Source organism: Algoriphagus sp. A40, from assembly GCF_002002735.1.
Classification (GTDB): domain Bacteria; phylum Bacteroidota; class Bacteroidia; order Cytophagales; family Cyclobacteriaceae; genus Algoriphagus.
The window spans coordinates 92,341-117,878 of the sequence record NZ_MUNY01000042.1 but is presented as its reverse complement, the minus strand read 5'-3'; the positions used below and the strand labels follow the sequence as shown (position 1 = coordinate 117,878).

The following is a 25,538-nucleotide window of genomic DNA, read 5'->3' as shown; positions in this document are numbered from 1 at the left end:
GAGTTTCTGGTCAATAAATCTTCGAAATAGGAACCAAAGGATCACCCGTGAAAAGCTGAGGGCTGAGAAAGCCAATTTTCAACGATGGACTTCAAAAAACTTTTTACTGACTTTTTTCAGTTCTAATATTTCTATTTTGTACATTGTTGATAGTCAGTGCATTTTGGTTTGGAGGCGATTGGTGCGAATTTTTTAAGAGTAAATCGTGATCTAGTTCTTTTTGCATTTTCAATCCAATTTTTTACTCCATGGATGCAAAATCTGAAAAAAGGCAATTTTTTGACGCAGGAGGTGGGAAGGCCAATTCGAACGCGATAGAGGTTCCGTCCATTTCATTGCCGAAAGGCGGGGGAGCAATCAAAGGGATCGACGAAAAGTTTTCAGTGAATGCCGTAAATGGCACTGCTTCATTTTCTATTCCGCTACCTTTTTCGCCAGCAAGAGGGGCTTCCCCTTCCTTATCACTTTCCTATAATTCTGGAGCCGGTAATGAAATTTTTGGTTTGGGTTGGAATTTGAGTTTAGGTTCAATTAAGCGCAAAACAGACAAAGGGTTGCCCCAATATCACGATTCCATAGATTCTGATACATTTCTGTTTTCTGAAGCAGAGGATTTAGTGCCAGAGTTTAAGCAGAATCCTGATGGAAGTTTTCAACTGGATTCTGAAGGTGATTACATCATAAATGAAAGGCCTTCAACAGATGGTTCATTTACTATTAGAAAATATAAACCACGAATAGAAGGACTATTTGCCAGAATTGAACGCTGGACAGAAAATGCAAATGATAGAATTAAATGGCGTGTAATTACCAAAGAAAATACTACCACGCTTTTTGGATGGAGTGATGATGCCGTTGTCTCTAACCCTATAGATGCGAAAAAGATTTACGAATGGCTGCCAGAATTTGTTTTTGACGATAAGGGGAATTGTTCTCAATACATTTATAAAAAGGAGGATGAGATTGGTTTTGAGGAAACATTGCTGCACCACCGTAACCGAGTTAAATCGGGTGTAATTACTTATACTAATCTATACCTCGAAAAAGTACTTTACGGCAATCAAACTCCATTCAGCGGATTTGGAAATACTTTCCCGGTTGAAACAGATTATTTTTTTCAGACTGTTTTTGATTATGGAACACTAAAAGACGATGATTCCTTTGATGTCGTTAATGAATGGGATTTTCGGGCAGATGCTTTTTCAGATTACAAAGCCGGTTTTGAAATCAGAACCACAAGGCTTTGCAAAAGAGTGCTGCTATTTCATCATTTTACTGGAATTAATGAATATGAAGGCCTTGTAAAATCTATCAATTTTGAATACGGTACCTCGGCCGAGCAGGATTTTACATTTTTAAAAAAGATAACCTCTTACGGTTATATCAAAAAACTGGATGGTACTTATTCCCACAAAAAACTCCCACCCATGGAGTTTGAGTACCAAAAGCATGATTGGAACAGAGATGTCAAAACCATTTCTACAGAAGATTTGGTGCATGCACCAGTTGGACTTGACGACCAACAATACCAATTCACAGATCTTTTCAACGAAGGTCTCTCAGGTATTCTCACAGAACAAGCCAATGGATGGTATTATAAACACAATCTGGGAGGCGGCCAATTTGAACATGCAAAATTGGTTTCTCCCAAGCCATCTTTTGCAGGATTGGGCACACAAATGCAATTAGCGGATCTAGATGCCGATGGCGGCATACAATTGGTCAGTTTTGATGCGGAGCCAAGAGGATATTTTGAACTGGTTGATGATAACGAATGGCATGGCTTGCGTTCATTTAAAGCTCTTCCAAGTATTGATTTCGGTGATGCCAATACCCGCATGCTCGATTTGAATGGCGATGGAAAGCCCGATGTGATGATCTCAGAAGATCAGGTTTTTACTTGGTATCCCTCCGAAGGTAAAAACGGTTATTCGGCAGCCCGAAAAACATCCAAACCTTTCGATGAAGAAGAAGGACCCCACATCGTTTTTGCGGATGCAAAACAAACCATCTTTCTGGCAGATATGTCCGGTGACGGTATGACGGATATTGTGCGTATCAGAAACGGCGAAGTCTGCTATTGGCCTAATTTGGGATATGGGAAATTCGGTGCTAAAGTGGCTTTGGATAATGCGCCAATTTTCGATCATCCCGATGCATTTAATCCCGCTTATTTGCGCTTGGCAGATATCGATGGTTCGGGCACTTCAGATATTATTTATCTGGGTAAAAACAAATTTACCTGTTGGAAAAACCTGAGTGGAAACAGCTTCGGTACTACCCCTTTTGAAATTGATTCTTTCCCCGAAATTCATTCTAACTCCAAAATAACCGTAACCGACCTTTTGGGAAATGGTGTAGCCTGCATTGTATGGTCAAGTCAATTGGCAAAAGATGTCAACATTCCATTAAAATACATTGACCTGATGAACAGCAAGAAACCACACATCATGGTTTCTTATAAAAACAACCTGGGCAAAGAGGTTTCATTAGTGTACACACCCTCTACCAAATTTTATATTGAGGATAAACTGGCAGGAAATCCCTGGATTACAAAACTTCATTTCCCGGTTCATCTGTTATCCAAAACGACGGTTGCTGACAAGTGGACAAAGACCCGGTTCACCTCGCAATACAGCTATCACCATGGGTATTATGATCATGCGGAAAGAGAATTCAGGGGATTTGGCAGGGTGGAACAAACCGATGCTGAGGATTTCGGCGTCTTTGCTGTGGCAAATGCAAACAGTCCATATATAACGGATGATCTCACCCTATACCAGCCGCCAATCAAAACGATTACCTGGTTTCATACAGGTGCGTTTTTAGGTAGAGATAAAATTTTAAACCAGTTTCAAACAGAATATTTTGCCCCACAATCTCCAGATTTTTCCGAAAGCAAGCTGTCTGAACCTAACTTGGATGCGGATGGGCTTTCTCCTCAGGAATGGCCACAGGCTTTACGGGCTTGTAAAGGAATGACCTTGCGCCAAGAAGTATATGAATTGGAGGTAGAAGCATTTAAAAGAGGTGAGGAAAAAAGAATCAGGCTATATTCTACCGCATTTCACAATAGTAAAATCCATCGCGTCCAACCCAAGGGCAATAACCCATTCGCTGTTTTCTTTCCTGCCGAAAGTGAAGCCATTACCTATCAGTATGAATTGGATTTGACGAATGAGGTGATTGTGCCCGATCCCCGCATCGCCCATTCATTCAATTTAAATTATGATGCCTATGGCAACATGCTAGAATCGCTGGCTGTCACCTACCCTCGTATTGGAACACATGCGGAAGCCGGCCTAGCGGCAGAAACATTGGCCCTTATTCAGGAGGTACAAAGGGAAAGTTTGATGGTTTTTTCCAAAAACAGTTTCAGCAATGACATTTTGGAGGAAAACACCTACCGATTGCGTGTACCAACCGAAGCTAAAACGTTTGAGGTAACCGGAATTTTTCCTGCAGATGGATACTATTTTTCAATGGAGGAAATTAGGAATCACCAAATTTCCGATGTCGTAGGGGAAATTCCATATCAAATGCTCCCCAACCGAACCAGCCCACAAAAGAGGTGTGTGGAGCACTTCCGGATACTCTATTTCGCGGATGACCTGGAAAATTCTTTGCCCTGGGGTGCGCAAAGCACATGGGGGTTGCCCTATGAAACCTACACCCTGGCGCTTACCACAGCGTTAATTTCCGCAGTGTTTAAGCCAGGGCAATTAACGCCCGGATTTATTCAGGATTTGAATGACGCCCAAATCAGCGGATACCTCAGCGGAACGCCCCTGCAAGAACGATTTCCTGACATCAATACCGCCGGACAATACTGGATTCGTTCGGGGATTGCTGGTTTTCATGCTGATGCAGCCATGCATTTTTTTCTGCCGGAAAGATACACCGACCCGTTTGGAAATATTACCGGGTTGCGATATGACGACAAGGATTTATTCATCGAAGCGATTACCGATCCAATAGGCAATGTCACCCGTGTTGAAAATTTCAATTTCCGGGTGTTGGCTCCACAACGAATGATTGACATCAATGACAACATTGCCGAAGTGGTTTTTGACATATTGGGAATGCCTACTGCGACTGCTTTAATGGGTAAAGGTGACGAAGCCGATCATTTAACTGATTTTGATGAGGCACTTATACATCCAGCACTGGAAACAGTCATCCCCTATTTTACAGAAGCGTATGATGAAGCAGTATCCAGAAATCTATTAGGTAACGCTACTGGCAGAAGCTTGTATTACTTCGGTGAACAAATAGAAGCCGATGGAAGCATTACCTATGGCCACCATCCTGCCTGTGCTGCAGGTATTGTAAGGGAAAAACACTTATCGCAAGAAGGGGAAACTCAAAGTCCATTGCAAGTGGGCTTTGAATATTCAGATGGCTCAGGCAATGCGATAGTCACCAAAAAACAAGCGGAACCTGAGCGGGATGGACTTGCCCTGCGTTGGCTTGCTAATGGCAAAACCATACTCAACAACAAAGGTAAACCCGTAAAGCAATACGAACCTTACTTTAGTCCAGTCGGTCACCAATACGAAGAACCTATAGAATTTGGGGTAACGCCCATCCTTTTCTACGATGCTGCCGGCAGACAAATACGGACCGAGATGCCGGATGGAACCTATTCCAGAGTAGAATTTACCCCGTGGTTATCTACTGTGTGGGATGCCAACGATACGGTTTTAGAACCGAACAATGCCTGGTATCTGAGAAACATCGCGGGAACAGTTGCGCAACAGCGGGCTGCAAGTTTAGCTGCGGCACATGCTAATACCCCTGCAGTGGTGCATGTTGATGGTTTGGGTAGAGAGGTCATTTCCATTGCCCACAATCGCAGGGATGGCGTGGATGAGAAACAGGTAACCTTCTCCAAGCTGGATACCGAAGGGAAACCCCTATGGATACAGGATGCCCGCGGCAATCGGGTAATGGAATACATCAATACAACGGGCGCTGTAAGCGGGTATGTTCCCTGTTATGACATCGCAGGCAATCTACTTTTTCATCACAGCATGGATGCCGGAGACCGATGGATGATTATGGATAGCACCAGACAACCATTTTATGCCTGGGATGAAAATGAAAAAATAGTTGGAACGGATACGGTGCAGGAAAATAAAGTCATGCAGTCCGTTTACGATGTTTTTCATCGTCCGATTGAAGTCCGGTTAAAAATTAATGAAGGGGAATGGCAGGTGATTGAACGCCTGGTATATGGTGAATCTTTACCGGATGCGGCATCGAAGAACCTCAAAGCACAAATCTATCAGCATTACGACTCAGGTGGATTAATTACTAATGAGCTTTTTGATTTTAAAGGGAATTTACTGGAAGCCACCCGGCAATTGACTACCTCCTATGACCAATCGCTTATTGATTGGAATATAGAATCACCTATACCGGAAATATTTACACAGAGCATTCAATACGATGCACTCAACCGCATGGTATTTATGGAAAACTGGCACCTAACTGGGAGAATTCCATCTACTTATAAGCCTACATACAATCAAAGAGGGGTATTAAAAAGTGAAATACATACTGTAAATGGCATAGCCACCACGGTGGTGCGAAACATTGAATACAATGCCAAAGGCCAGCGAACCCGCATGCAATACGGCAATGGCACTACTACCCGATACCATTACGATGCATTGACTTTTCGTTTGATGCAGCTCAGGACCACCCGTAACAGCCCGGGAGAAACCTTGCCCAATGCCCATACTGAATTACGCGACCCCCTTGTATTGCAAAACCTGTATTATACCTATGATCCATCCGGAAATATTACAGAAATACTCGACGATGCATACGAACCTGTATTTTTCAATAATCAACGGGTAGAACCCCGCAACCGATATAGCTACGACGCTCTCTACCAACTGATACAGGCAGAAGGAAGGGAAAATGGAAATTTGGATCAGGCACCCAAACATGGGCAATCAGCAGATATGGCCTCTGTATCATTCCCCATCAATGACCCCAATGCCAGCCGCAACTACATACAGGAATACCGCTACGATGCAGTGGGCAACATTTTACAAATGAAACACCGTGCAGGCATCGGCGGTTTTGCTGACCGATGGACCCGACAATACACCTTTGCAACAGACAGTAACCGACTATTAAGTACCCAAACGGGCGATGTTGCCTCCACCATTAATTATAGCTACGACACCCACGGCAGCATGCTTAATCTGGGCAATGGGGAGGAAGAATACCGTATGCAATGGGATTACCGCGAGATGATTCATACCATCAATTTGGGCGGTGGCGGACAGGCATTTTATAATTATGATACAACCAAACAACGCTGCCGCAAACGCATAGAAAGGCCGGGTGGCGTAATCGAAGAGCGCATTTACCTCGGGGGGATGGAGCTTTATCGCAGATGGAATGGCGCAGATTTACAAGAAGAAATTGAAACCCACCATCTGTTTGTGGGTGACCAACGGATATTGATCGCAGAGCATATTATAACAACCAATAATAACCAACTCTCAACAGGTCTAGTTTATCGGTATCAATACAGCAACCACTTAGGCTCAGTGGGATTGGAATGCGATGGCGGTGGGAGTATTATTTCGTATGAAGAATACCACCCTTATGGCACTAGTGCTTACCAGGCCAAAAATGCAGCCATAACTACTACCGCCAAACGATATAAATACACAGGCATGGAGCGGGATGAAGAAAGCGGGATGGCTTATCATAGTGCCAGGTATTATTTGAATTGGCTTGGGAGGTGGTTGAGTGCGGATCCGATTGGGATTAAGGGGGGGATGAATTTATACGTGTATGTAGAATCCCAACCTATCCATTATACAGATCACTCTGGAAGGGAGAAGAAATTCACTGATCAAGAATGGGCTGATTATGTAGTTAAAGCTCAAGCCGAATTAGCAAACATCAGGCAAGACGTTGCAGCAATGAGGGCAGAACTAAAAGCAATGGTAGACGATTCAGTGGAGAAACTTCGAATTGCAGAAGCTGATGCAGCAGCTGCTAGGACAAAGGCAAAAGCTGCGATTAGAAAAGCAGATGCTGCTCAAGCATCCTATGATAAGGCGAAAACTAGAGTCAGCGGAGTAGGTCAAACTTTGATTGGCTTAGGGATTGCAGCTTTGAATTGTCCATTTGTGGAAGTTGGTATTGGAATACCTGGTTGTGTTTTTGGTATCGACAATGCAGTTACGGGAGTTAAAAAAGGTATATCAGGTGAAGATACTGCTACAGCTACAGAAAGGTCAGCAGTAGAAATCCAAGTTGAATTAGGGGTTGATCAACTAGAAGCCGAAAGAAATGCATCAAACTTTGTAGATTTAGTTCAACAATTTTCTATAGATCTTCCTTCTTATGCAAGTGCAAGATATGGCAATAGTCTTGCTGGCGAAGGCGATAGCAATACAAGTACAACGGCAAATGTTGAATCTACTTCATCGGCCGACTATCCATTTGTAATTCAACCAGGAGATAAAACCGGGAAAGGGGCAGCTATTTATACAATAAGAGGTAATAGCATCTCTTGGGAAACGGAGACGAATGCTGTGCATGTAGCGTCCGCAATCAGGCAACAACTTGCTCAAAATCCCAAAATTGAAGAAGTGTTAATATTATCTGGAACACACGGTGACGAATTAGGGAATACGGCAATTTCCAATCCAACATATGCAGAACCAATATTTTACTGGGAAGATGTTGCAACAAGTCGTGCATTACATGTTCCTACCCGAGTCTACAATGCACCTTATTCAGACCAAGTCTCTAGGTTTCACGGGAAAGAAGCAACATCAAGCCCAAGACAGTTATGTGTTAGAGCCTATTGCTTTAGTTCAAATTCAAGCCCAGGTCAATAGCTTTAATATAGAATTTAATATTCTGCTTGGTTTGTTTCCCCTGACCATTTCGAAAAAAAATAAAACATAAAAATGCGCACAAAAGCCAACTAAACAGAAACCAACCTCTCCCTCTGGAAATACTTTACCGGTGATGCAATTATTGTCGGAACCAGAATTTACAAAATGAGAGGATTAACTGGATTCAAGACCACAATAATAGATGGACAAAGAAACTTAAACACATGAAACAAAATAATCAATTTTTAAATCCTTATTTATTAAATCCGCAGCTCTCCGCAGAAGAAAAAATCATGCTTGTTAATAACGAATTGCAAAGACTATTGACGCATTTTGATACCAAATCAGATAAAGCCAAAACAAATTTTCATTTCTATAAATACACCAGCATTGTACTTGCCGCATTTACAACCATAGTTTCATCATTGCAGGTTATATACCCGGAAAGTTTTCCGCTTTGGATTTTACCTGTTGTCAGCGCAGGTGCAACAGTAGCTGTAGCATTTCTTGGCGCCTCCAGTGCACAAAGAATATGGATTAACTCAAGAACCACCGGCCAGCAATTGCAGGCAGAACAATTTTTATTTAATCAACAGGCCGGCAGTTATTATAATATCTCAAAAGAGGAGAGCCTCCGCCTGTTTTCGGAACGAATGATACAGCTATGGAACGAAGGCCACGGCAAATGGGAACAGACCGTGAATGAAGGGTGAGAAATGAAAATATAGAGACTTTAAAAAAAATTAAATCAAAGTATTATGGCAACCACAATCACGATATCCGGAAAAGTCCTTTACCAAAACGGAATAGCCGCACAGGAAGGCTTCCGGGTCGTCGCCAAAGAGCGCCAACTGCGTCTCAATCCTACTTTGTCAGAAGTATCAATTACAGCAAGAGGAAGTTATAGCCTTGTGCTTCGGGATATTGCTGAGAGCACGTCTTATTATCTTGAAGTGCCCAATGAGCAGGGCAAAGTGTTGTTGAAAGAAGGTCCTTTTTCGGTACGGGCCGGCAACATCAAATTAGACCTCATCCTTAACGATGAGTTTTATACCGGGAAGCCGGTTTTCAAAACGCGGGAGGCTGGATTGAAAAAATATGTGGCTGAATGGCGGCAGGGCGGCACAAACCAGCCAATCACAGCAGATGACGCCCGCTTTGTAGCTTCTCAAACCGGTGAAGATCCCAGTGAAGCCTGGCGTTGGATGAAAGCCCATCAACTGGAAGTAGAAACCACAAACGGTGCGAATAAAATGCCCGCCGAGGCACTTTACGGATTGCTGAAGCAAGGCTTACCGGGATCCATTCAAGCACTCTCAGCTCTACCAAACGGCGACATCGTACAAGCGCTCCAACAGGCAATGAAGACGAACCAAATCTCCGATGCTGTACCCGTTGGCGTCCTGATGAAGAGTTGGAATGAATTGCTGGGCAGCAAATCCCTGAGCGAAAAGCCCGAAGGGATGGATGCCTCCCTGGGGGAAATCCTCACAATTGCCGGCGCCAATACGGGTGACAAGAATAAAATGATGGCCCTGTTGTCAGAGCACACGGGCAGCGATGAAGCCTATTGGGAAAAATTGGCCACAGCTATTGGCAACAACAATAATAGCAATAACAAGGTCACCCGTTTACGAAAAGCCATGCAACTCACAGCCTTTGTGGGTTTTCAGCCACGTATGGTGGGTGCCTTGTTGCAGGAAACCCCAATAGAAAATATCCATGCGGTTGCAGCACTGGCAGGTAAGGATAATGAGGATTGGAAAGCCTTCATCCAGGCTGCTTCGACCGGGGGATCCGCAGTTCCTACCTTCATCAAGGGTCGCAACGAAACAGAGCGAATAGCACAATATGCAGCTATTCTGGCCAAAACGTCAGAGACGGCTTTTCCAACCCATGCCTTTTTTGGACGGCTGTCGAAAATCGCTGCTACCGATGGTTTTGGTGCTTCAAAGGCAGATTTGCAGATGTTTTTCACCCAAAACCCCAATTTTGAATTCAAAAAAGCGGCTATCGAAGCATTGGCTGAAGGCACTGGCTTGAATCTGACCGGGATTAGCAGCCCTCAATCGCTTTTGAAAGAACTACGCAGTGCACGACGCATGATGGGTTTTACTCCCAATACCAAGGCAATGCAAGCCTTGCGGAAGGCAGGATTGGACTCCGCAAGCGCAGTAGCGGCTATACCAAGCCGCCAATTCATCTCAAGGCTTGGAGGAGCCTTTGACACAGAGGAGGAAGCTCTTCAGGCGCATCACCAGGCAGAAAGTAAAGCTTCTTTGGTTACTGCAATCTGGGCAGCCGGACACCCCAATCTGAACTTAGCCACCACCGCCACCATTGGTTCGTATATCGCCAACAGCTCCAATGCCACCCTCCGAAGTCTATTTGGAAGCCTGGACGCTTGTGAGTGTGAACATTGCATGTCGCTCTTTAGCCTTGCCGCTTACCTGACCGACCTCCTACACTTCCTCAGCTCCCGCTCCGAAGAGGCTTATGATGAACTGGTACGCCGCCGCCCAGACTTGCCTGGTTTATTGCTCAATTGCGAAAACACCAACACGCCCCTGCCTTATATTGACCTAGTGATAGAATTGCTGGAAGACTTCGTGTCTCCGTTGCCTGACTCGACCGCCCGGCAGACCACACTCAGCGCTGCAGAGCTTGCAGCTAATCCGGAGTACAGCAATGATGCGGCTTACGATGTCCTGAAAACTGCCATCTATCCAACCAGGCTGTCATTCAATTTTCCTCTCGAAGAAAGCCGGGTGTATTTGTCGCACCTTCAACAGTCGCGCCACCAGTTGATGACCTGCTTTTTTCCAGGAAAAGAGCTAGCTGCCTTTGCCGACCCGCATGTAGCAATAGAATTTATCGGTATGTCGGTACAGGAACGTGACATAGTCACTGCCCAAACTACTGGAGACGGTACGTCAGACAATGGTGTGTGGAACTTTTATGGCATCAATAAAGCCTTTGGTTTTCGTCCCATTCTGGACCCTGACGGGGGCAGCCCTCTGGATACTCCAGAGAATTGGATCAGCTTTCTTTCTGATCGGGTAGATGTTTTTCTTCAGCAGGCAGGAGTTTCATATATAGAATTGATAACTCTGCTAGGCTGTGAATTTATTAATCCCGGCAGCACGAAGGGTAATCCCAAAATCACCATCGCTTCAAAAGATACTGATAGACCTGATACCTGCGATCTGAAACAGCTCAAATTAGAGGGGCTGGATGAAGACGATTTGGTGAGGTGGCACCGTTTTTTGAGGCTTTCCCGTCGTTTACACTGGACCTATTACGAGTTGGACCAGGCGCTCAAATCAATGGGAATACGAGGGCTGAACCCTGACGGTACTCCTCAGCCCGAAGCCAGATTTCTGACTGCTGACCAGGTGCGCAAGCTATCCCAGATAGAGCAGTTGCGCCGCCGATTCAACTGTCTGGTGGAAGAAGTATTGGCCATGTGGAATAACCTTCCTTCCGTCGGGTACACGGATTTTAGCAAAACCCCGTCGTCGGCTGTCCCTGCTTTGTATGAAAAAATATTCCGCAACAAAGCTGTCCTCAACCCGCTGAACGATGCACTGAAAGCCGACCCAGTCGCTTTATCGGGCATCATGGACAGCCACTCGGCATCTATTCAAGCGGCGCTGCGGATCAGCGAGGAGGACTACCGCTTGCTGAGGAGTAGCAGCAGGGTGGCCGCCAACAGCGACCTGAACCTTCAAAACCTTTCTTCATTTTATCGCCACGCTACTATGGCACAATGGACGGGACTAAGTATCTCCGAATTGCTGCAGCAAATTGACCTGTTTGGAATCAACCCGTTTGAAAATCCGGTTGAGACCTACGCTTTCCTTTGGAAAACCGATTTTATCCAGGATTCGGGATTTTCATTGGCAGAATTGGATTATCTGTTACGGGACATGGTTGTGAAACCTTCAGGAATTGCACCCTCCGATGTAGCCTTACAGCTATTCCTAAATGAGGTCGGGGCTATGCCGGAGCGCAATGAAAATATGCTTGCAGGGAAGTTTTCCGGAGCATTTGGGTTGTCGGCAGCAGCGGCCGACCTGTTGCTCATAAAACACCTCAAAAGCTCATCAAACCCTGCTGTGGCTATGGTGCAGGACTTTATCAACCCGGACACAGTAGAAACCACCAAAACAGCCGACTACCGCAAGTTTGCCAAAGCGGCCATGTTGGTGAAACGATTGAAAATTTCCAACGAAGAGCTGAAACAAATATTTGAAAATCAAACACTTATCGGATGTCTGGATTTCGATGCCCTGCCTATAACGATACAAGTGAATGCCCATTGGGAGGGCTTCGAAGGGTTGGTGAACCTAATCCGAGCCCGTGACCTGCTGGGCTTTGGTACTTCCCATCTTTTCGACATACTCCAAAACGCTTTGGTCACAGAAGCAAGCAAAGAGGGATGGCTTGAAAAGCTGGCACAGGTAACCGGGTGGGACAAAGTTTCCATTACCTCATTGGTAGGTTCGGCTGACATTGTGGATAGTGGAGGTATATTAAAAGTGGACTTCCCCACTGATTTCCGCAACGGCGACCTGATTTTGCGCATCAAAAAGGCATTGAATGCACTGCACACCACAGGCATTAGTGGGGACCTCATGAAAAAAGTCGTGCTGCCCGATATAAATTCCCAAACCGCAACTGCCATCAAACAGGCTGTTAAGTCGAAATACGATGATGTGCAATGGCGCAACATCGCAAAACCCTTAAGGGATGTTCTTCGGGAGCAACAGAGGGCTGCTTTAGTAGATTATGCTGTTCATCATACCGGGCCATGGAAAAGTTCAGAAGAACTCTACGCATACCTGCTGATCGACGTGGAAATGAAACCTGTCTCCATGACTTCCCGCCTGAAACAGGCGACTTGTAGCGTGCAATTGTTTGTAGACCGGGTTTTGATGAACCTGGAGCGTAGCGAGGAGACAGGTTTGCACGTTCATCTTCAACCCGAGCAGACGGAAGAATGGAAAACCTGGCGAAAAATCTACCGGGTATGGGAAGCCAACCGCAAAATATTCCTCTATCCCGAAAACTGGATAGAGCCGGAATTGAGGGACGATCAGACCCCATTTTTCAAGGACGCAACTGATGCACTTCTACAAAACGAGCTGACTCCTAATACGGTAGAAGATGCTTTCCGTGGGTACCTGGAAAAACTGGACGAGGTTGCCCGACTTGAAATCGTCGGCAGCACCCATCAGCAGGAACCCGAAGAAGGCGATCAGTCTGCCATTGATATCCTGCACGTTTTCGGTCGTACCTACACACAACCCCATCAGTATTTCCACCGCAGCCTCGAAAAAGGAGAGTGGACATCCTGGTTAAAAATGGAAGGGGATATAGACAGTGACCATTTGGTGCCTGTGATTTTCAACCGGAGGCTTTGCTTGTTCTGGTTATTTTTTACCCAGGAGGCCGAGGAGTCTTCCCCAATTAATCCTGCAGTAATACTCCCCAAAACAAGTTATTACTGGAAAATCCAAATCGCGTGGAGTGAGTTTCGCAATAATGCCTGGACTGGGAAGAAACTTTCCAAAAGCTTTGTTCATACCGAAAGCACCAGCAACAAAACCAGACTAAGTGAGTTGCGCAAAGGGTTGTTTGTGCGTCCCTATATGGCAAAAGACAGGTTGCTTGTAAATTTAAAACCAGTCAAGATCAGGGAAGATGTGGAGGCTCATTTATTCGTGATGGGAACAGGTTTATCCTATTGTCAGACTTCGTTTATGTTCGAAAACACTTCCAGTGAACCATCAGTGATACCTGATCAATTGCCCACCGGTTTTTCTTTGCCTTTGCCAGCCAATACTGTTTTTGAAAATGAACTCATTAGCGGCTCGTCCGCCGATTTGAAATTGCGGTATGAAACGGTATCCCCTGATGGCAGAATCTCCTTGGGAGAATACCAAAAAGTATTTAATAATACAGCTAATTCTCCTTTCCGGCTTTCCGTTGAAGCTGGAGCACCTCAACCGCTTGCCAGATTGTTTTTTTTTCAGGACCAGAAAAGCAGTTTTATTATCAAGACAACCTATTTCAAAAAACATTTGAGGGAAAACCTTTACTCGGATTTACCGGATGTATATACGGTCGAAAAAAGCATTGGACATATCTGGGGTCAGGTTTTTAACCAAAGGGGTAATTCGATGCGGAGAAGAAGTGAAGTAGACTATCCTTCTGGCGGGAACAGCCCAATTCTGGAGTCTTCTTTTGATGGATTGGATGCTGCCCTAATAATCACCCGATGTACAGCAGAGAATCAAATGGTAGAAACCCTTCCCCATGACCTGGCCACTGGTTTCGATGTGCCCTATGTACCCTCTGCTGACCCTTCCCGGCGAATTGGGCGTTATTTTGAGGTCAGTGCGTATTACCATCCTCATGTCAAAAATTTCATCCGTACCCTGAACAAATCAGGCGTTCCGGCCGTGTTGCGCCGGAGTGTACAAGAGGGCAGCGACCTCGTAGATTTTCAAGAATATGAACCCACTGCTGCTGTCCGGGATCACCCCAAAGGTATCGTTGATTTTACCTACGGAAGTCCCTATTCCCAATACAACTGGGAGGTGTTTTTTCACCTGCCTATCCATATCGCCTGCCGGCTAAGTACAGACCAGCGTTTTGAAGAAGCCCGCAAGTGGTTCCATTACATATTCGATCCTACGACAGGCGATACAGGTGACAAGGAACGCTTCTGGCAATTCAATCCCTTTTTTGAAGAGGCTAAAAAAGGCTTCACTACCGAGGAGGATTTTTTGAGAAACGAGGCTGATCTGGCCGCTCAAATAGAAAAATGGGCTGCAAACCCTTTCCAGCCGCATATCGTGGCCCGGATGCGCGTCACAGCGTACATGAAGTTCACGGTAATGAAGTACATAGACAACCTCATTGCCTGGGGGGACCAGTTGTTCCGGCGGGACACCATTGAAAGCATCAATGAAGCCACCAATCTGTACATTCTGGCTTCCAACATACTGGGTAATCCGCCGCAAAAAGTCCCATCCCTGGTTAAACGACAGGACGAGACTTTTGATGGATTGAAGGACAATCCGGGCATTTCCTTTTATCCCCTGGCGGATTTGGAAACCTATATTTCCGACATGCCGGAGGGTACAAATGCTGTAGGAACAACGAGTGCCCTAGGCGCCATGTTTTATTTCGGAGTGCCTCGTAATGAATATCTGCTCAAGTATTGGGAAACAGTGGCCGACCGACTTTTCAAAATCCGTCATAGCCTCAATATTGAGGGCATTGCTCGTTCGTTGCCTTTGTTCGAGCCACCGATTGATCCGGCGTTACTCGTTCGGGCAGCGGCTGCAGGCTTGGACTTAAACAGTCTTCTGAACGATGTTAACGGAAGGTTGCCGCACTACCGCTTTGCCTTCACGCTACAAAAAGCCTATGAATTGGTAAATGAGGTAAAAGGATTGGGAGCGTCTTTGCTATCAGCTTTGGAAAAAAGAGATGCGGAGGCATTGTCGCTGTTACGCTCGGGTCATGAGCAGCATTTGCTGAGTGCGTTGCTGCAGATAAGGGAAAAGCAGGTGGAGGAGGCGAAGGAACAGGTTCGGGGTTTAGAAAAGTCGAAAAAAATAATCGAAGTGCGTGTTGACTATTACCAAAATTTGAAAGATTATAATGTGTGGGAGAAGTTGAGTATTGCATCATCTACAACTGCCAGCGGACTTTGGCCTATGGTGGCAGGAATTGAGGGTATAGCAGCATTACTTAACAGTTACGAAGCAAAATTGGGCTCACCAACTACGGTCGGAGTGACAACAAAGGCAGGAGAAATTTCAAAAGGAGTTGCAAGAGTAATTGAAACAACCATTAATCTGGCCAATACTGCTTCTGGTTTAACAGCATTTATGGGTCAGCGTGAAAGAAAAAAGGAGGAGAGGCTTTATCAAAAGGACCTAGCAACAAAGGAACTAGAACAAATCAACCACCAAATCCTCGCTGCCGAAATTCGTTTGGCAATAGCGGAGCGCGAACGTTCCAATCACAAACTGCAAATGGAGCAATCCGCAGAAACGGATGAATTCATGCGTAGCAAGTTTACTAACCGTCAGTTGTACGACTGGATGGCGGGTCAGGTATCTACCCTCTATTTCCAAACGTACCAAATGGCTTACGACCTTGCAAAACAGGCAGAGCGATGTTTCAATTTAGAACTGCCAAACGATGCACTTGAAGCTGGATACGTAAAATTCGGCTATTGGGACAACTTGAAAAAAGGCTTGCTAAGCGGCGAAAAACTACAATTCGATTTAAGAAGATTGGAGAATGCCTACCTTGAAGAAAACAAACGGGAGTACGAGATAGTAAAACATGTTTCACTCTTCCTGCTTGATCCCCTTGCTATCATACAACTTCGGTCAACAGGCGCCTGTGCATTTGAAATTCCTGAAGCATTGTATGACATGGATTTTGCAGGCCAATATTTCAGGCGGCTAAAATCTGTCAGTATAAGCCTGCCTTGTATTGCAGGGCCATATACCTCGGTAAGTGCTAATTTAAGATTGACAAAAAGCCAATGCCGTACAAAAAATGATTTGGCTGAAGGAAGTTTGAAAGAATTTGGGAATGGTCAATCTATTGCTACAAGCAATGCGCAAAACGACAGTGGCATTTTTGAACTTAATTTCCGGGATGAAAGGTATCTTCCGTTTGAAGGCGCGGGAGCGATTAGTACATGGGAACTTGAGCTTCCAAGAGAAATAAGACAGTTTGACTACGACACCATTTCAGATGTAATAATTCACGTGAAATATACCTCAAGGGAAGGCGGTAAAGACTTGAAAGCTGATGCAAATGGAGTCCTAAAAGAACAGCTCAAAAAAATCAAGCAGAGTTTGGGTGAGTCCGGTTTGGCTACAGCGCTGAATTTGAAGCATGATTTACCGAACGAATGGAACCTGCTGAAAAAGAAAGGTTCTATAGCGTTAACGCTTGATACATCAAGATTGCCCTACATGGTTCGACCTATCTATCCGGAAGTGTTAGAAACTGCGAAGATAGAAAGTGTCATGTTTGTGGCTAAGTTAAAAGGGGGTAGCCCTGATGAGTTTACCATTGATATCGATCGGAATATAGACCGAGTTACCACAAACCTAAAAAGAGCGGAAGAATTGAAACTATGGACAGGATTAGAAACAGGCTTTGTTTTAGATACTCCGTTTAGCCTTTCACTTTCAGATGAGGTCAGAGGGAAATTGGACGAATTGATCTTGGTTGTAAAGTATAAGTTTTAATGCGTTCCAATAAAGGCCAATCATATATTGGATTTTGTGTGAGTGACCTGACTAGATATGAAGTCAAGGAATGCTCTATTTGAAACTATCGCGAAAGTTTGTTAATAGATTTTAGGAGTGGTTATAATGATAATAATTTCTGACTTATCTCCGGAAACTTGATCCTGTTTTGGATATAGGTTTTTGATTTCAGTTTCTTGATATGGATTTCGAGCATTCTTGCCTGCGAAAGTGATGAGCAGCAAATTGAATGGAGGATGCAACCGAAAAACATTTTCATCCCTAAAAATAAAAATGCCATCTGATTTCTCAGATGGCTTGGTGGGCCCACTTGGAATCGAACCAAGCACCTACTGATTATGAGTCAGTTGCTCTAACCGAATGAGCTATAGGCCCGGATCATAACTAGGATTTATTCGCTCTAATGCCTTTAAACCTTGGTTTTGGGAGTGCAATGTTACATATTTGAGTTCATATACACAACTCGTATTGCGAATGAAAAATGCCCCTGATGCTGACTTTTTGATCTTTGATTTGGGCAATGTGATTATCGATTTAGATTACAATAGGGCATTTAATCTTATCAAATCAGAGGTGCCTCCAGCCTACCATTCCAAAGTGGATTCCTTCTATGTCACTGATTTTCATAAAGCTTATGAAAAAGGAGAAATAGATTCCCAGACCTTTAGAAATGAAATTCGAGCCTATTTTGGCCAGTCTTGGGAGGATAGCAAAGTAGATGAACTTTGGAACAGTATCCTTGGAAAAATTCCTAACGAAAGAATAGAACTCGTCTCAAAACTCAAAGGAAATTACCAGCTGGCTGTGTTGAGCAATACCAATGAGATTCATATTGATGCAGTTTACGAAATGCTTCGAATGGATCATGGGATGGAAGGATTTGAACCGCTTTTTGACCGAATCTTCTACAGTCACGAGATGGGTTTGGCCAAGCCATCGGCTGAAATCTACGAGAGGATGCTGTTCGAGCTGGGCACGAGTGCTGACCGGGTGATTTTTTTCGATGATTTGGAGGCAAATGTTTTGGGTGCAGTTTCCCTTGGAATCAAGGCGATTCAGGTGACTGGTCCGAATGTGATTTTTGATTTTTTCGGACATGTATAAACCAAAAGAATACTTCATCCACGGATCCCTTTTCATTCTTACCGTTATCACCACCACATTGGCAGGAGGGGAGTGGGTTTACGGTAAATCTGTGATCGCAAGTGGGGAATCATTCATGACCTGGGAATATTTTCTTAAATCCATGGCATTTTCCATTCCATTTGTCGGAATCCTGCTGGTTCATGAACTGGGGCATTTTTTTACTTCGATTTATCACAAAGTGAAATGCAGCATGCCCTATTTTATTCCGGCCTGGTTGGGATTTATTGGGTGGCCATCGATTGGAACCTTCGGGGCGATCATCCGGATGAAAGGACTTGTCAACAGCCGTAGGAAGTTCTTCGATATAGGGGTTGCGGGTCCGATTGCCGGGTTTGTGGTCGCTTTTGGGGTGCTGGTGTATGGGTTTACCACCTTGCCTCCAGCAGAATATATTTACACGATACATCCGGAATATGCCGATCCGGAATTTGAAGGGAATGGAGAGGATGTACTGGATTTTGAATTGGGAAAAAACCTTCTTTTTTGGGGAATGGGGGAGCTTTTGGCAGATCCGGACCGACTTCCGGTCATGTCTGAAGTGATCCATTATCCTTTTCTTTTCGCCGGATATTTGGCCCTCTTTTTCTCCGCGCTCAATTTGTTGCCTATCGGACAACTTGACGGCGGTCATGTGGTGTTTGGTCTGTTTCCCAAGCATCACAGGCAAATTTCAATCTCGGTTTTTACGATTTTCTTAGCCTATGCCGGATTGGGGACCATTAGACCGGGAATGCCTTTGGAGGAACTGATGATCAGTATTCCACTCTATGTCGGATTTTTGTATATCTGCTATTCCAGAACAGATTTTTCCCTGCAATCCAAACTTACTATTGCACTTTCCATTGCCGCTGGACAATATGCTTTGGCCTTCTTTAAACCGGAATGGGATGGATATCAGGGCTGGCTTTTCTTTGCATTTCTTTTGGGAAGGGTGATGGGGCTTCGACACCCAGAGGTTTCCGGAGTAAGAGAAATGGACCGAAACAGAAAAATCATCGGCTGGTTAGCAATCCTGATTTTCGTGCTTTGCTTTTCTCCCAAGCCTTTTATTTTCTCCTAAAAAAAAACGAGCCGGAAATTTCCGGCTCGTTCTTATAGTGCTCTGTAAGCTAAAATTCCTCCCAGGACATTTCGGACCTGGTTGAATCCTTTGCTTTCCATGAATTTTTTGGCATTTCCACTGCGCGCACCGGATCTGCAATGGACTAGGATTTCTTCGTCTTTGAATTGCTCCAATTCCCCTAGTCGGTGTGGCAGTTCGCCCAAAGGGATGTTTTCTGCGCCAAGGTTATCCTCTTCATATTCCCATTCCTCCCGCACATCAAGAAAGTGAAACTTTTCACCTTTGTCCAAGCGATCCTTCAGTTCTGAAACAGTTATATCTTCCATATTATTTGGTTACTAAAATTCGGAATGATTTTGAACCGGATTTGGAATTTAGGTTGATCACATAAATCCCCGGTCTTTGTCCTTCAAAATTAACAATTTCCCCTTCATCGTTTCGCTCCCTCTGTAACAAAATCTGCCTTCCGAAGGAATCAAAAATGGTAATTTCTGCAAATTCCCCTTCCACAAATAACCTGTCAACTACCGGGTTTGGATAAATTCTAAAACCAGATTCAGGAATTTGACTCTCTTCAAAGGGAGGGGAAAGAGATACATGGGGCCGGATCATCAGGGAGCCTTTCACTTCTTCATTCTGAACCCAGCCACTTCCCACATTGTAATAAATCTTGTCACCTTGGTCATTGACTTTGTCCAAGCCCACATGGATAAAGTCATTGGTATATTGGGTGAATCCGATATGAAATTGTCCTGTTACAAGCAGGTTGGTATCCAGTGAATAATAAATAAAGTCCTGGCCGGGTATTTTGGCAGGAATCAAAGATTCTTTGACCAGGATGGGGCTTTTGTCAATTTCATCCCATACTACGATGTCCAGGGCTTGATTTGCCTGAATAGCATTGGTGAAATTGATCGAAATTCCTTTGAGGTAGACTGGTTCGGGTGTGTCGAACAGGACAGCTAACTGACCTGCCCGCTGATTGATCCCCGCCGAATAATCAGCGGATCCGTTGTCATAGGCAAAAAAATCACGGATTGGAAAAACAGTCTTTACCGTGTCGTTAAGCCGATAATCCACCGATTGGTATCGGATGGTGTCGCCGTTTTGAATTTCATAGAGAAACTCATCCCCCGAAGTAAGGGAGGTACTAAAGACCAAATCTGATTCTGAAACCGGCACAGGGATTTCATCGAACTCACGGCTCAAAAATGATCTCCTTTCCAGTGAATTGGGTACAGGATTGAAAGGAGTATCCTCGTTGATAGGCAAGATTTGGTTGCCCAGGCTGTCCTCTAATTGGATGGAATATTCCATTGCCCGAAAGCGGTCTTCAAGATTCAAAAATTCATTTCCAACTTGACTCCAAAGTCCGGTTTGATCAGCTTGGAGCAATTCCAAAGGATAGGCTGTAAAATCTCCGATTGTTACCTGATTGCGTTGTGTCAAAGCTCTGTCCCGATAGCTCACCTCGTTTTCCGTTCTATTGAAATTCAGATAGACATAATCCACCAACCAACTGTCAAAGGGTCCAATTTGGCGCCCGTTGGAGTAAAACCTGAATTGGAAGTCAGAATGCTGCCATTCGGGTCTGATTTTCAGGATTTCCTGAGTAAAGGCAGTCCTGTCAAGTCCTTCACCTCCGCGTCGAAACCAAACTGTAACCCAATTTCCCTCAGGATTCAAAATCTGAAGTGTGAGTTGGTCACGGTCGTCCGGGGCTTCGGCCTTTCCTCCTGCCTGCCAAAAAAAGCTCAAATACAGACTTTCCTTCTGAGCAGTTGAAAGTGTACTCAGATCAAATGGTTTGGAAGCCAGAAAGTCGCTTTCGCCCTGGTCACGGATCTGTAGGGAATAAGGTCTTCCGTTTTGATCCACTCCATTGAACAATATTGCTCCCAGAGAAGGTGGATTTTGTCCGATTGTCTCCGTGTAGGATGCACCTTCAGCAGTCCATTTAAGGGTATCAAGCCCTGTCGAAAAATCGTCCCAAAAGGGTAATGTGTTGAAGTTTTGAATTCTCGAAGAAAGCCCGGCTGCTGTTTTTGCAGAATACTTTTGTTGGTGGATTGGAGCGATTTCTACAAACTGGGCAAATCCTTGCTGGCTCTGCGAGATAAGGAAAGCAAAGCAGAAAAAAAGTTGCCAGGATGTTTGAATTTTTTTCAATCCCTTAGTTTTTGGATATCCAAATATCGATTAAATCTCCGGTTTTGACTTCAGATCCAGCCGGCGGGGCTTGCAGGAAAATTTTTCCGGGAGAGACTGAATCTGTCAAAGAATAATTCTTTTTGCCTACTCTGAGACCCGAACCCAAAACGAGAAATTCCCCATCTTCCTCCTCCATTCCCGTAAGGTCAGGTACGAGGAGAATCTGGTTTCCCATACCATCTCCAACGACCAAATCAATCTGGGCACCTTTGGGTATTTCAAAACCTTCCTTGACGGTGACTCCTCTGTATCGCTGTTCAAGGACCACGTTGATACCGATATCTGGGACATACACGATATCCCCACGCTCCAGACCAATATTTGAAAGAATTTCCTGGACATTTTTCAGTGGCATGTTAACCAGATTTGGCATTTTGATCAAAGGTGCATTTCTGGCATTGAGCGTCAGGTATATTTTTCGCCCACTTTTTACCTGGGAGTTTGCTTCTGGAATCTGCTTTAGGATTGCCAAGGCAGGCAATTCGGTGCTAAAGCCAGAATCCAGTGATACTTCATATTGGAGTCCTGAATTGTCCAACAGTTCACTTGCCTCCTGGTATTCGTAACCTGAAAGGTCCGGAACAGAGACTGTTTCTCCGTGATTGGTATAGAGAGGTAAGTAAACTTTCAAAAAAAGAAATCCAAAAAAAACTGCGATGGCGGTAATGATCAGCAGGTTTATCAGGATTTTTTTGAGCGAATAATTGAGGGGAATCATCGGGAAATTTGTGTCAGACTAAGATAGTTGGATTTTTGATCGCTTAAGGTGCAAAATTGTTGAAAACAACCCAAAGTAACTGGCAAAAAATAAGCCGAAGCTTTCAACTTCGGCTTATTTAAGATCAATTAATAATCAATCTCTTCGTTTCCTGAAGGGAATTGCTGTTGATCCTAATCACATACAGGCCTGTTCTGAACAATTCAGTGCTAAACGAGTAGGTCTGGTTGAGAGTGCCCGGATAGACTACTTCATGCACAATGGATCCTGTGGCTGAAATAATCTGAATGGTGACATCTTCCCGTACCGGAAGGTTGAATGCCAAGCTGAAAAATTCCCTGGCCGGATTTGGAAACAGAATGCTGGAAACTTCCGAAGGTATTACTGGCTCTGGATTGGCATTCAGAAACAGTTCCAGATTATCCAGGTAAACCGGAGAATTGCTGTTTCCGGATATTTCCAATACAAAAGCCAATCTGACTGAGGTATTGCCAGTACCTGCCAATTCACTTAGGTTCACAAACTTTCTTGCAAAATCTCCTGGTGAATTGGGATTTGCATTTCCAACTGATACGGTTGAAAGTTCTGTTCCAGCTGCAGTCCAAGCAAGGGTATAGCTTAATCCCCCGTCCTTGCTTGCCAAAAGTGACAAGCGTGTATCCGCATCTATCTGGCCGACTGCCAGGTCAAAGAAGATACTAGCCTGACTGGTTTTGGATAGATCAAAAACCGGAGTACCCAACCAATAACTGTTGCCTGAACTTCCATTTTCCAGCCTGGCCGCATTGTTGGGTTCGGTGCCGTTGCTTACTGGAAGGACTGTCCAGGAAGCCTGATCATTTTCAGGATTGATGGTCAACCAGGGATTGAGGTTGGTACTGTTGTCGAATTTTTGTCGCCAGGGAGCAGCAATGGAATCCGTATTTTCCAAATGGAACCGACTGAAAGTTAATGGAACCTGTTGATTTTGGTCGAAATTAGGTTCTGATACCGAAAACTGAAGACGGTTTTTTCCCTCACTTGTGGACTTGGCAATATCCAGATCTACATGGCCTTCAGGGGTAACGTTTAACTCTGAAACAATGTAAGTTTCAGGAGTTGAGGAATTGGTAGTTCGGGTAAACAGGAATTTAGAAACCGGTAGGTTACCTGTGTTGGTGACTCGAAAAATTTCATTTACATGCTTTCCTGTACCGATTGGGTAGGGATTTACAATTTCTTCGATTTTGAGCGAGTAGTTGAATTCCTCATTGGGAAGAATGCGGATATTTTTCAGGTAAATGTTATTACCGTAAGAATTTTTGGAAATGATTGCCAAGCGAACTTTACCCAAGGAAAGAAATTCTTTCAGATTAAAGACCTCAGTTCTGAATTGCGCATTAGAAGTTGGGATAAACTCATCCAAAGTTGTGGGTGAGGTTTCCAGCTTTACTCCAGATTTCTGATAGTTGACATCTATAAGGTCAAATTCTGAGGCGCAGTCTTCGGATACAGAAATCAATAATTCATCCTGATAACCTGCCTGATTGTATGTGGCATGTGCTACCTCAAAAACCAATTGGGCATTTGGATATTTTGACAAATCAATGATAGGGGAAATGAAAAAGTCGTATTGTCCGGGAGCTTCATAATCAAAATGACGGATATAAACTGCATCCTGACTTTGTCCATCGAGGGAAAGGGTACTTTTCTCCCAAGTTTTTGACTGATCAGGATTGGAAATGACCCAATCACCTGGAAAAGTAGAAATATTGTAATTGTAAGGGAGATTGATTTCTCCCTGCAAAACAGGATTGGAGGTTTTTACATTGTTGGCTGCATTTTCATCAGCTTGCCCATTGACTTGTGTGATCTCAAATTGGATTTGATTGTTTCCGGGTTGTAACAGATAGGGGTTGAAAGTCAAGTTAGCTGTTGCCCCAGTGGTCAAGTTTAGGGAAAATGTCTTGCTTTCGATGACTACTCCGTTTCTTCTAAAATCCAACCGGGCAGATGAAATGAGTCCCGATCCGGCATTTTGTACTTCTACTTGTGGTATGATATTGAGATCACAGATGGCATCTACAGGTTGGGTGATCCTGATTAGAGCCAAATCTCTGCTTACCAAAACAGGATCTTGGGTGGCGCGGTTGTTAACAAGTGTAATCCGTCGGGGGCTGTTTTCCAGTACCACATTATACCGTTCTACCTGACCTTTGGTGAATAAATTCATGCAGGCATCCGGAGTATAATCCATGTAGTTTTGGATCATGTTGTTGTTTCCGCAGGAAAATTTACTCGGATTGGAATTACATACCGAGTTTGAGGAATCCTGATCCGGAGTATCTGTGACAAAATCATCCACACCGCATCCTCCATCTCCCCAGATATGACGTAGTCCGAAAAAGTGTCCCACTTCATGCGTGGCTGTTCTTCCCAATGAACCGGAAGCTGCACTTCCCCCCACTCCAAAATAGCGGTAATCGATTGTTACTCCGTCCATAATCGCCGGTGTAGGAGAAAAATTCAGGCCCGGAAGGTCAGATATCGGAAAAGATGAATAACCGATATAGGGCTGAACCAAAGGAACCACCCAAATATTCATGTATTCCTCCGGATTCCATTGGCTTAGCTGACCGATCAGGACGGCATCAGTATTCGGATCATAGGTGGATTTGGTGCCTTGCAGGCGGACAATTCCATTGGTAGGAAGGCCATTTGGATCCTGCTTGGCAAGGACAAATTCGATATTGGCATCGGCAGCTACAGGAAGGAATTCAGCCGGAGTTCGGTTGGCATCGGCGTTGAGTCTTCTGAAATCCTCATTGAGGATCCGGATTTGCTCGATGATCTGTGATTGGGGAATGTTTGTGCCAGTTCCTTCTGCTGAACCGGTATGAATGACGTGAACCACGACGGGTATCAGTCTCCGATCTTCCTGGATTCTGGCTATTTGAGGTGTGGATCTCCTGGAAACAATTTTTTGGTCAAGCCAATCCTCAAAAAATCCTTTCGTTCCAAAATAACCCATCTCTTTTTCGATCTTGGATTGGATCAGGGTATGGGCACATTTGTCTGTGTGGGAATGGGGAGCGGTAGATCCCAGGGATTGGGACGGATCCAGAAAGGTGATTTTTTGACCGTAAGTACTAGCCGCTAGTAGTAATAGTCCTTTTAAAAGCAGGATTGTGCTAAAAATCCGGAAACCTTTTTTCATTCAGTGGAAATAA

The 25,538-nt window shown here is 44.5% G+C and carries 9 protein-coding genes and 1 tRNA gene; 5 read left to right on the top strand and 5 right to left on the bottom strand.

All coding sequences use genetic code 11. The features are described from left to right. The first annotated feature begins 248 nt into the window (after positions 1–248). The 3 genes from B0E43_RS26910 (at position 249) to B0E43_RS26900 (ending at position 17,170) form a co-directional block, all read left to right on the top strand. A complete protein-coding gene (locus tag B0E43_RS26910) occupies positions 249–7,877 on the top strand; it encodes a SpvB/TcaC N-terminal domain-containing protein (RefSeq protein WP_077347567.1) in 7,629 nt (2,542 codons plus the stop codon). Between the two features lie 224 nt (positions 7,878–8,101). Further along, positions 8,102–8,590 carry a DUF4231 domain-containing protein gene (locus B0E43_RS26905; protein WP_077347565.1) on the top strand — a complete coding sequence of 163 codons (489 nt, stop codon included), beginning with the start codon at positions 8,102–8,104 and terminating at the stop codon, positions 8,588–8,590. Between the two features lie 45 nt (positions 8,591–8,635). Further along, complete coding sequence (locus tag B0E43_RS26900; RefSeq protein WP_077347563.1) at positions 8,636–17,170, top strand: neuraminidase-like domain-containing protein; 8,535 nt, start codon at positions 8,636–8,638, stop codon at positions 17,168–17,170. Positions 17,171–17,489: 319 nt separating this feature from the next. Here B0E43_RS26900 and B0E43_RS26895 read toward each other — a convergent pair. Then, a tRNA-Ile gene (locus B0E43_RS26895) sits at positions 17,490–17,566 on the bottom strand. Positions 17,567–17,665: 99 nt separating this feature from the next. On the opposite strand from B0E43_RS26895, the gene B0E43_RS26890 reads away from it, so the two are divergent. Both B0E43_RS26890 and B0E43_RS26885 read left to right on the top strand, forming a co-directional pair. Beyond that, positions 17,666–18,295: an HAD family phosphatase gene (locus tag B0E43_RS26890; protein ID WP_077347559.1), complete on the top strand. Its 630-nt coding sequence runs from the start codon at positions 17,666–17,668 to the stop codon at positions 18,293–18,295. Beyond that, positions 18,288–19,397 (top strand): site-2 protease family protein, encoded by a 1,110-nt coding sequence (locus B0E43_RS26885; RefSeq protein WP_077347557.1) that lies wholly within the window; start codon positions 18,288–18,290, stop codon positions 19,395–19,397. Before B0E43_RS26890 ends, B0E43_RS26885 begins: the two co-directional genes overlap by 8 nt. A 32-nt stretch (positions 19,398–19,429) precedes the next feature. Here the strand turns inward: B0E43_RS26885 and B0E43_RS26880 are convergent, their stop codons facing one another. The 4 genes from B0E43_RS26880 to B0E43_RS26865 form a co-directional block, all read right to left on the bottom strand. Beyond that, positions 19,430–19,726 (bottom strand): rhodanese-like domain-containing protein, encoded by a 297-nt coding sequence (locus B0E43_RS26880; RefSeq protein ID WP_077347555.1) that lies wholly within the window; start codon positions 19,724–19,726, stop codon positions 19,430–19,432. A gap of 1 nt (position 19,727) precedes the next feature. Continuing rightward, positions 19,728–21,569, bottom strand: a complete 1,842-nt coding sequence (locus B0E43_RS26875; protein ID WP_077347553.1) for a T9SS type A sorting domain-containing protein — start codon at positions 21,567–21,569, stop codon at positions 19,728–19,730. A 4-nt stretch (positions 21,570–21,573) separates the two neighbouring features. After that, positions 21,574–22,329, bottom strand: coding sequence for a PASTA domain-containing protein (locus tag B0E43_RS26870; RefSeq protein ID WP_077347551.1), 756 nt, complete (start codon positions 22,327–22,329; stop codon positions 21,574–21,576). 124 nt (positions 22,330–22,453) lie between these two features. Next, positions 22,454–25,525 carry a M43 family zinc metalloprotease gene (locus B0E43_RS26865; protein WP_077347549.1) on the bottom strand — a complete coding sequence of 1,024 codons (3,072 nt, stop codon included), beginning with the start codon at positions 25,523–25,525 and terminating at the stop codon, positions 22,454–22,456. Positions 25,526–25,538: the final 13 nt, after the last annotated feature.

Bases quoted from the DNA above. Each gene is read 5' to 3' on its own strand.
- B0E43_RS26910 (WP_077347567.1), top strand. From the start codon at position 249: ATGGATGCAAAATCTGAAAAAAGGCAATTTTTTGACGCAGGAGGTGGG.
- B0E43_RS26880 (WP_077347555.1), bottom strand. From the start codon at position 19,726: ATGGAAGATATAACTGTTTCAGAACTGAAGGATCGCTTGGACAAAGGT.
- B0E43_RS26885 (WP_077347557.1), top strand. From the start codon at position 18,288: ATGTATAAACCAAAAGAATACTTCATCCACGGATCCCTTTTCATTCTT.
- B0E43_RS26870 (WP_077347551.1), bottom strand. From the start codon at position 22,329: ATGATTCCCCTCAATTATTCGCTCAAAAAAATCCTGATAAACCTGCTG.
- B0E43_RS26900 (WP_077347563.1), top strand. From the start codon at position 8,636: ATGGCAACCACAATCACGATATCCGGAAAAGTCCTTTACCAAAACGGA.
- B0E43_RS26865 (WP_077347549.1), bottom strand. From the start codon at position 25,525: ATGAAAAAAGGTTTCCGGATTTTTAGCACAATCCTGCTTTTAAAAGGA.
- B0E43_RS26890 (WP_077347559.1), top strand. From the start codon at position 17,666: ATGAAAAATGCCCCTGATGCTGACTTTTTGATCTTTGATTTGGGCAAT.
- B0E43_RS26905 (WP_077347565.1), top strand. From the start codon at position 8,102: ATGAAACAAAATAATCAATTTTTAAATCCTTATTTATTAAATCCGCAG.